This is a genomic window from Companilactobacillus suantsaicola, from assembly GCF_004745525.1.
Lineage (GTDB): Bacteria > Bacillota > Bacilli > Lactobacillales > Lactobacillaceae > Companilactobacillus > Companilactobacillus suantsaicola.
Genome location: NZ_RKLY01000050.1, coordinates 1 through 8,007, shown reverse-complemented (window position 1 = coordinate 8,007; position 8,007 = coordinate 1). Strand labels below are relative to the sequence as shown.

Here is an 8,007-nt window from a genome sequence, read left to right as displayed (position 1 = left end):
AAACGGCCTCACCAACGAAGAATTTTGGGGTGAGGTCGCTTAAAAAGTTATATTATTTGAGCCAAGAAAATGTCAACTTGACAAGGACGAGTGCATTCCAGCTCATCACAGGGATTGTGCGGAAGACGGCATCTTACACTAACCAAACTTAAGAAAGAACCCCTATCAGATTATCTTGGTCTATTTATTTTAATTTAGAACTTCATTTAATTTTTTAGTAGTTTCCTTATCATTTGAGAACAGATTTTTCTTACGCAACAATTTGTAGACATCGACTCCTGTTTTTAGTGACTCGGTTACGACTTCACTGGCGGTTTCATAGCCAATTATTGGTGTTAACTTTGTGACTGTTTCAACACTCTTATCCAGATCATGCTGGCACTTAGCTTTATTAGCCTTGATTCCTGGGATACATTCAGTCGTTAACATCTGGCAGGCATTCTTCAACAATTCAATTGACTCAAATAAATTATGGAAAATCACTGGCTCAAAAGCATTCAATTCTAATTCACCCGACTCAGCTGCCAATGTGACAGTTGTATCGTTACCGATCACTTGAAAAGCAATCTGGCTGACAACTTCAGGGATGACCGGATTCACTTTTCCCGGCATAATTGACGATCCAGCCTGTCGAGCTGGTAGGTGAATTTCGTTGAAACCACTTCTTGGACCACTTGAGAGCAATCTCAAATCGTGGCTCATTTTCGACATGGTAACCGCCAGTGCTTTTAAACTGCCGGATATTTGGACAAACGAATCTAAATTCTGGGTTCCGTCAATTAAATCGAATGCGGGATGAGCATCGACTTGATAAATCTTTTGCAATTGAGAATACAACAAATCTTGGTAACCTTTAGACGTGTTAACTCCAGTTCCAATCGCCGTTCCACCAAGATTTAATTCCAACATAGCCGGTAAGTTCATTTTCAGTCGATACAAACATCTTTTTAATCCATCCGCAAAGGCATTGAAAGTATTCCCCAATGTCGTTGGCACTGCCTCTTGTAATTGTGTGCGTCCTATCTTGGAAACATCTTTAAACTCAAGGCCCTTTTGTTGCAATGCCTTGATTAATTTCAATAATTCTTCTTCCAAAACTTGAGTCTTCAAATAAATAGTTAACTTACCAGCACTTGGATAAACATCGTTGGTCGATTGACCTGCATTAACATCATCTTGCGGACTTAAATATTGATATTCTCCATGCTGATGATGCAAAATTTCCAAGCCTCGATTGGCGATAACTTCATTAACGTTCATGTTAGTAGAAGTACCGGCACCGCCTTGAATCTCAGGAATCGTAAATTGGTTATCGAATTGGCCAGAAATAATTTCTTGTGCCGCTTGCTGAATCACTTTTGATTTTTCAGGACTGATCCGTGCAAGTTTTTCATTAGCCATTGCGGCTGCCCGTTTAATTTGAGCAATTTGTTTTATTAATTCCAGGTCAGTGGAGTTGACCCGAACTTGAAAATTATTAAGAGCACGTTGGGTGTTAATACCAAAATATTTATTTTGATTGATTGCTACTTCACCAATGGAATCTTTTTCTATTCTGTTTTTCATGACTCTTCTCTCTTTCTTTTACGAAGAGAAGATAACATTTGTCATTTAATTTATAAATAATTTTGATATTTTGATTTGTAAAATTTCAATTGTTTTCATTTGTGATTGCTATTGATAATGCTTTTGATAGAAAAGTTTTCATAATATGATTTTCAAAGAAATTCTAAAACCTCTTAGCCAAGCAGTTATTAGTTCAATAGACAATACGTAACTGTAAGATAGACATACTTTTTGACAAAAAAAGAAACGACTCAAAGGTCGTTTCTTTATGCAGTTGCTGCAGTTGTTATTTTAGCTTTATTCAATAGAACTGAACTAGTTACGACTGACAAGGAACTGAAGGCCATTGCTAATCCGGCTAACTCAGGACTCAAGGTCAAGCCTAATGTGAAGAACAATCCAGCAGCGACGGGAATTCCTAAAACGTTGTATACAAAGGCCCAGAAGAGATTCAACTTAATACGATTGAAAGTCTTGCGACTTAATTCTAAGGCTTTGGCAACATCACGTAGGTCATTTTTCATCAAGACGATACCACCAGATTCAATAGCAATATCAGTTCCTGAACCCATGGCGATTCCGACATCAGCCATCGTCAATGCAGGTGCATCATTGATTCCGTCACCAACAAAGGCAACTTTACCATTTTCTTGTAGAGCTTTGACGTGGTCAGCTTTGTCACTTGGTAATACGTCAGCGATTACTGAGTCGATACCAACTTCATCAGCGATAGCTTTGGCAACACGTTCATTATCACCAGTCAACATAACCGTCTTCAAACCACGAGCTTTCAAAGTAGCGATAGCTTCTTTAGAAGTTTCTTTTGGTGCATCTTGAATGGCAATCAAACCAATGATTTGATTATCCAAACCAACAAAAACAACTGTTTTAGCTTCGTTTTGAAGTTGAATCATTTGGTCTTTCATTTCTGGTTTGATTTCAACATCGTTCAACAATTTATCGTTACCGACAAAAGCTGTTTGACCGTTAACTTTAGCGGAAACTCCCTTACCTTCGATAGCTTTAAATTGCGTGACGTCAAACTTAGCAACTGACTTCTCTTTTGCTTTGTCCAAAATAGCTTGAGCTAGTGGGTGCTCACTTGATTCTTCCATCGCACTGGCAATAGAAAGAACATCTTCAGCGCCGACAATGTCAGTTACTTCGGGCTTACCTTTAGTAATAGTACCAGTTTTATCAAAAACAACGGTCTTAACATCGTTAACTTCTTCCAAAACTTCACCGTTCTTGATCAAGATACCCATTTTGGCACCACGACCAGTTCCGACCATCAAGGCAGTTGGCGTTGCGAGTCCCAAGGCACATGGACAGGCAATGACGACTACGGACACACCGAAGATCAAAGCTTGGGCAACGGTTGCTCCTAAGAAGACGTACCAAACTAAGAAGGTCAAAATCGATAGGATCAACACTGCGGGAACAAAAATTTCGGAAACTTTATCAGTCAAATTTTGAATAGGTGCATGACTGTTTTGAGCTTTTTTAACTAATTCGACGATTTGAGAAAGCATGGTATCTTTCCCAACCTTTTCCGCTTTGAACATGAACGTTCCGTTACTATTGATAGTCGAACCGATGACCTTATCACCGACATTTTTAGCGACCGGCATACTTTCACCAGTGACCATTGACTCATCAATTGTCGAACCACCCTCCGTTATAACGCCATCAACAGCAATCTTTTGTCCAGGTTTTACTCTGATCAAATCCCCTGTGACAACTTCTTCTAGCGGAATTTTCACGAGTTGGCCATCACGCATAACTTCGGCTTCTTTAGCCTGCAGATCAACCAATTTCTCAATCGCATTTGAAGCGTTATTACGCATTCTCTCTTCGAACACTTGTCCTAAAAGAACGAAAGTAACTACGAACGCTGCACTCTCAAAGAAAACACTTTGGTTCGTAAACATAGCGTAAATACTATAAATATAAGCAGTTGCTGTCCCAATTGCGACTAAAGTATCCATATTTGAATGGTGCTTCTTAAATGAAGCCCAAGCACTTTGAATAAATGGACGAGCCGCTACCGCCATAACGATAGTTGTGAAAATAAATTGGGTAACAGTACCCCCTGGTAGATGAATTCCGAATGGTATCAAGATCATCCCTACCAACATTGGTAATGAGAAGATCAACGCAATCCAGAAACGTTTAGTAATGGTCATTTGATCACAACCTTTCCAGAGAACATGTCCATTCCACAGCTATATTTGAATTCTCCTGCTTTATCAGTTGAAACTTTGACAGTTTTTGAGACATTCAGTGGTAATTGTGTTTCAAAATCCAAATCCTTTGAGTGAACAACGTCCAAACAGCCTTGGTCTTTAGTTCTAGTAAAAGTAAGTTCAGCTGGAACGCCCTTTTCTAAAGTAACTACACTTGGTTCATATTTTCCTGCAACGTTGATATTTACTTTTTGTACTGACATAATTTTTTCTCCTCTTATTTAATAATTAATTTGCCGTGGAACATATCCATACCGCAAGCCCATTGATATTCGCCAGCCTTAGTGGTGTCGATCTTGATAGCTTGTTTTTCATTTTGTGGTAATTCTTGGTTGATTCCAAAATCAGAAAAGACGACTCGGTCCAAACAACTGGAAGCATCTTTACGAGTAAAGTTCAAAACTGCCGGAACACCTTTCTTTAAAGTGATGACTTCTGGTGAATAACCCCCATTCACTTCAACATCAACACTTTGATTGTCGTCATTGACCGTGGCAGTAGTTTGAGCAACTTCATGTTTGCCGAAGAACCACCAAAGAATGAACCCAATAATTGCTAAACCAATGATCAATACGATTATTCTTGTCATATTCCGTATCCTCTTTCCCATTTCCATTTGATTGTTTACATCTGTAAACTTCATTTATTATAGTAGACTATAAGTTTACATTTGTCAACTTGGGAGATTAAAAAAATAAATTCCCTCAAAATCCGGAATTTATTTTAATAGGAAACCTTAATTCCTAAGAAGTATTGCGCTAAAAAACTAGCTTGTTCTGAATTGACCTTTAAACCACGCATCATTTCCTGGTCTAAGTCAATCGTTTCAAATTCACTATCACTGAAATCTAGCCCCTTGAGCTTAGTCTGCCAAAATGTCATTTCGTTCAAATTACAGTGGGCAAACTTAACTTTAACCAGTTTATTTTCGTTGAAACTGGCATCCTTCATTTGACAACCGCTGAAAACCACCGTTTTTAAGTTGAGTTGATTCAATGCGGCCATATCCAGTAAACAATTTTCAAAAGTGACATTGTTTAAAAAGGATTGGTCAAAATTAGTCCCCAGCAACTTGCAGTTTTTAAATGTCACACGATAAAAGCTGCCTTCGCTCAAGACGCAGTTCGACAAATCACAGCCGGAAAAGACAGTATCCGACACTTCGAACTTATCAAAATTTCCACCGATAAAAGTTTCATGTTTTAAAAGTGACTTGTCGACCACCGGATGAGCAATCGTCAGATTTTCAATCACTTCATTTTCTAGCAATTGGTTGCCCAAATAATAATCTTCTTCATCCAATATATTATAGAAGGAACCTTTTTCTAAGTAATCAGTCACTAACTTAGGATTTTCCAAACCTATCACCTCACTAGCATCATAGCAAATTCTACCTGGAGTTACTATTTGGGTTGTATAATTATTTCATAACATAATGGAGGGATTTGCCATGTCTACCAACAATGACAAGCGCCAAAGTATTGAAGAAGCACAGAAGAATATCATCGAATCTGCTAAAAAATTACCTACTCAAAAAATTGTAACTAAAGAAGAATTCATTAATTTTCTTGAAGAAGATTAACTTTAATAATAGGAGGATTCCTTTGTTAGTAATTACTTACTCACAAGCACCCCAAATTTTAAGTGATCTAGTCTCAATCATCAAGCCAGTCAACGATGAAGAAAGTTCTATGAAAGGTATTGATAGTTTGATTGTCGCTGAATCCTCCGGTTACAGTTTTTTTACAAAATAACTAATAAAACCCATACCAACTGTTAAAAATTGGTATGGGTTTTTCTTTAATTATTAAAATGGAAAATACAAATCTTCAAATTTGGCAGCACTATCATCAATATATTGGTAAATTTCAGCAACTTTAAACAATTGCAAATCACCCGTCACCTGTTCATCAAAATCATTATTCAAATCATCGACTAAGTATTCTAAATCTTTGTCTTGAATTTCTTTAACATTGCTTACCATATACTTATCAAAAGAAAGTTTCTTCAAATTGTATTTATCAATTAAAATTTTATTCAAAATCTCAAAATCATGATAGTAAATCCTTTGCAGTTCTTCTTTAGGATAAGAGGTGTTTTTTCTAATATATTTATCGAAAACAGTGTTAAGCCAAACATCATCAGACACTAAGTGTAGATAATAACCTAACTGAAAATCAGTCATAGCCCAACTATATTCATCAATAAAATCTTGAGGAACTATCGTATTTGTTCCTTTTTGTGAGTGGATAAAGTGAGTCAACTTTTTAGGTGTATGTGAATTCTTATTCACATCTGGAGCAATACTACCAACTAAAAAATCATTATCAAATGAATATTTCCTACATAAGACTGTCCCCATCGCATAATGCATTATTCGTGAACCCATCTATATCTTCCTCCGATTTTTGTTAAATAATACAGTTTCTTCAATCAAATTACATAAACCCAATCCTGAATAACCATATACTAGAAAAAATATGTTCTAAGTATTATACACCTATTTAACTAATTTATAATATTGCTTAGGAGACGTTGGTGCAGTAGCAATACGTTCAAATATCCCAATTTTTTTCAAATGCTTTAATGCATTTCTAGCTGAATTTATGCTATATCCATCTACGGCTTCCATCAATTCACTAGTTTTGATAGTTCCTTTTTCATAAACAATACTAATTGCTGTTTTTTCTATAAAATTAAGTTTTCCCCAATCTTTTCCTATGCGTGCTTCTAGGGCATTATTCTTTCTAAATGATCTCATAATAATATTATTCCTCAAAATCAAATTTACACTATTGTTATCGACCTTGTAGATAGGATCGTCCAAGAAAAATTTATTCATATCCGTGTATATACGGTCTACACCCTCGCCAAATTCACGAACCCATCCGAAGTCTGTCAAAGCTCTAGCAATATATGGATTACGTGAATAATGTGTTTCTCTAATGTTTTCTTTAGTAACCACAGCAGGTAACCCCCCTGGACTATGAATCTCCAATCTATCATCAAACATGAGCACTCTGATATCATCACCAGTATAATTATAATTTCTGTGGGTTACAGCATTGACAATCCCTTCCAGCCACGCTCCCTTGGGATATTCTGGAACACTTAAAAATTTTCCGGTTTGAGAATCTAAACTTGAAAAGCTTCGAAGTTGTGCTTCCAATATATCAGCTATTCTCTCCAACATTTTTACAAGTGGTCCTTCAATCATTTCTTGCTTAACAATGTTCATATCTGTACCTGTTTGTGCAGCACGTCCCTCGTATCTAATAAATCTAATCCTGGCACTAGGTATAAACGCCGTAGGATATTTTGACAAAATTAAAACTCCCGCAACAGTTAATTTGTAACTTGCTTTTTCATCATGATTTACATATCTTTTAGCCAACCCTTTAGGAAAAAGCAAATCCCAAAGATTTTCTCCGCTAAATCCATACAATTTCTTATACTTAGAAACAATCTCTTCATCTAAATCACTTATTATTGCCTCATCAACAGTTTGTTTTTCAAAAGCTCTTATTCCTTTATCAAATTCAAGATCCTTACGCTCTACAAAGGTCACTTTATGAGTTTCATCACCTATTCTTAAATAGACTTCGTCTTTTTTATTTGCATATAATTTCTCATCTGATGGGGACACTGTTAATAGCCAAACTTCATCCACTTGCTTTTGAATATTAATTATTTTTTTTCGTTCTACATTAATATCCAACATGGGGACAACCCGTTGATTTCCAATTTGAAGAATATCATTTTTCTTTTTATCTGAAAGAATATTAATTCCTTCATATTTTTTATTACTTATACCAAGTGCAACTGTTCCTCCATCAGCATTGGCAAATGCAATTAATATATTTGCCAATTTATTCATATCATATCGAGCACTTTTTCTATCAAAAAATTTTCCTTCAGGAATAGTTAGTAGATCTTTATTAGCATATATCGACATCTTATGAAACCCCTCATCATAGTATAAGAATCTATTACGGTTTAATTATTTCATATTCAAATCTATAAATCTATTTTCAAACTCTATCCTCATACACTCAACTATACAATGTTATTCCTAGCTCTACATAAATGTCCCAAGCTCTACAATTTCATTTTTGGCTCTACATTCATATCCCAAGCTCTACAATCCCATTTTCGACTCTACATTCGTATCCCAAGCTCTACAATCCCATTTTCG

Annotated in this window: 9 protein-coding genes; 2 read left to right on the top strand and 7 right to left on the bottom strand. The window is 36.1% G+C overall.

From position 1 onward, the window contains the following. Window positions 1-189: 189 nt before the first annotated feature. The 5 genes from EGT49_RS12100 to EGT49_RS12080 all read right to left on the bottom strand — a co-directional run bounded on the left by EGT49_RS12100 (window position 190) and on the right by EGT49_RS12080 (window position 5,171). Window positions 190-1,566: an aspartate ammonia-lyase gene (locus EGT49_RS12100; protein WP_135374634.1), complete on the bottom strand. Its 1,377-nt coding sequence runs from the start codon at window positions 1,564-1,566 to the stop codon at window positions 190-192. A 266-nt stretch (window positions 1,567-1,832) separates the two neighbouring features. Next, complete coding sequence (locus EGT49_RS12095; RefSeq protein WP_135374632.1) at window positions 1,833-3,752, bottom strand: copper-translocating P-type ATPase; 1,920 nt, start codon at window positions 3,750-3,752, stop codon at window positions 1,833-1,835. Beyond that, window positions 3,749-4,015, bottom strand: a complete 267-nt coding sequence (locus EGT49_RS12090) for a cupredoxin domain-containing protein (RefSeq protein ID WP_135374630.1) — start codon at window positions 4,013-4,015, stop codon at window positions 3,749-3,751. Before EGT49_RS12090 ends, EGT49_RS12095 begins: the two co-directional genes overlap by 4 nt. A gap of 14 nt (window positions 4,016-4,029) precedes the next feature. Beyond that, window positions 4,030-4,401, bottom strand: a complete 372-nt coding sequence (locus EGT49_RS12085; RefSeq protein ID WP_135374629.1) for a cupredoxin domain-containing protein — start codon at window positions 4,399-4,401, stop codon at window positions 4,030-4,032. 134 nt (window positions 4,402-4,535) lie between these two features. Then, window positions 4,536-5,171 carry a pentapeptide repeat-containing protein gene (locus EGT49_RS12080; protein ID WP_167849843.1) on the bottom strand — a complete coding sequence of 212 codons (636 nt, stop codon included), beginning with the start codon at window positions 5,169-5,171 and terminating at the stop codon, window positions 4,536-4,538. A gap of 91 nt (window positions 5,172-5,262) precedes the next feature. Between EGT49_RS12080 and EGT49_RS12755 the strand changes: the two genes are divergently transcribed. Both EGT49_RS12755 and EGT49_RS12530 read left to right on the top strand, forming a co-directional pair. Further along, window positions 5,263-5,394: a hypothetical protein gene (locus tag EGT49_RS12755; protein WP_281275485.1), complete on the top strand. Its 132-nt coding sequence runs from the start codon at window positions 5,263-5,265 to the stop codon at window positions 5,392-5,394. Window positions 5,395-5,416: 22 nt separating this feature from the next. After that, window positions 5,417-5,566, top strand: a complete 150-nt coding sequence (locus tag EGT49_RS12530) for a hypothetical protein (protein ID WP_167849842.1) — start codon at window positions 5,417-5,419, stop codon at window positions 5,564-5,566. A 53-nt stretch (window positions 5,567-5,619) separates the two neighbouring features. Here EGT49_RS12530 and EGT49_RS12075 read toward each other — a convergent pair whose 3' ends face one another. Together EGT49_RS12075 and EGT49_RS12070 are read right to left on the bottom strand one after the other, a co-directional pair. Continuing rightward, window positions 5,620-6,201, bottom strand: coding sequence for a hypothetical protein (locus EGT49_RS12075; RefSeq protein ID WP_135374626.1), 582 nt, complete (start codon window positions 6,199-6,201; stop codon window positions 5,620-5,622). A 111-nt stretch (window positions 6,202-6,312) separates the two neighbouring features. Next, complete coding sequence (locus EGT49_RS12070; RefSeq protein ID WP_135374625.1) at window positions 6,313-7,767, bottom strand: ATP-binding protein; 1,455 nt, start codon at window positions 7,765-7,767, stop codon at window positions 6,313-6,315. Window positions 7,768-8,007: the final 240 nt, after the last annotated feature.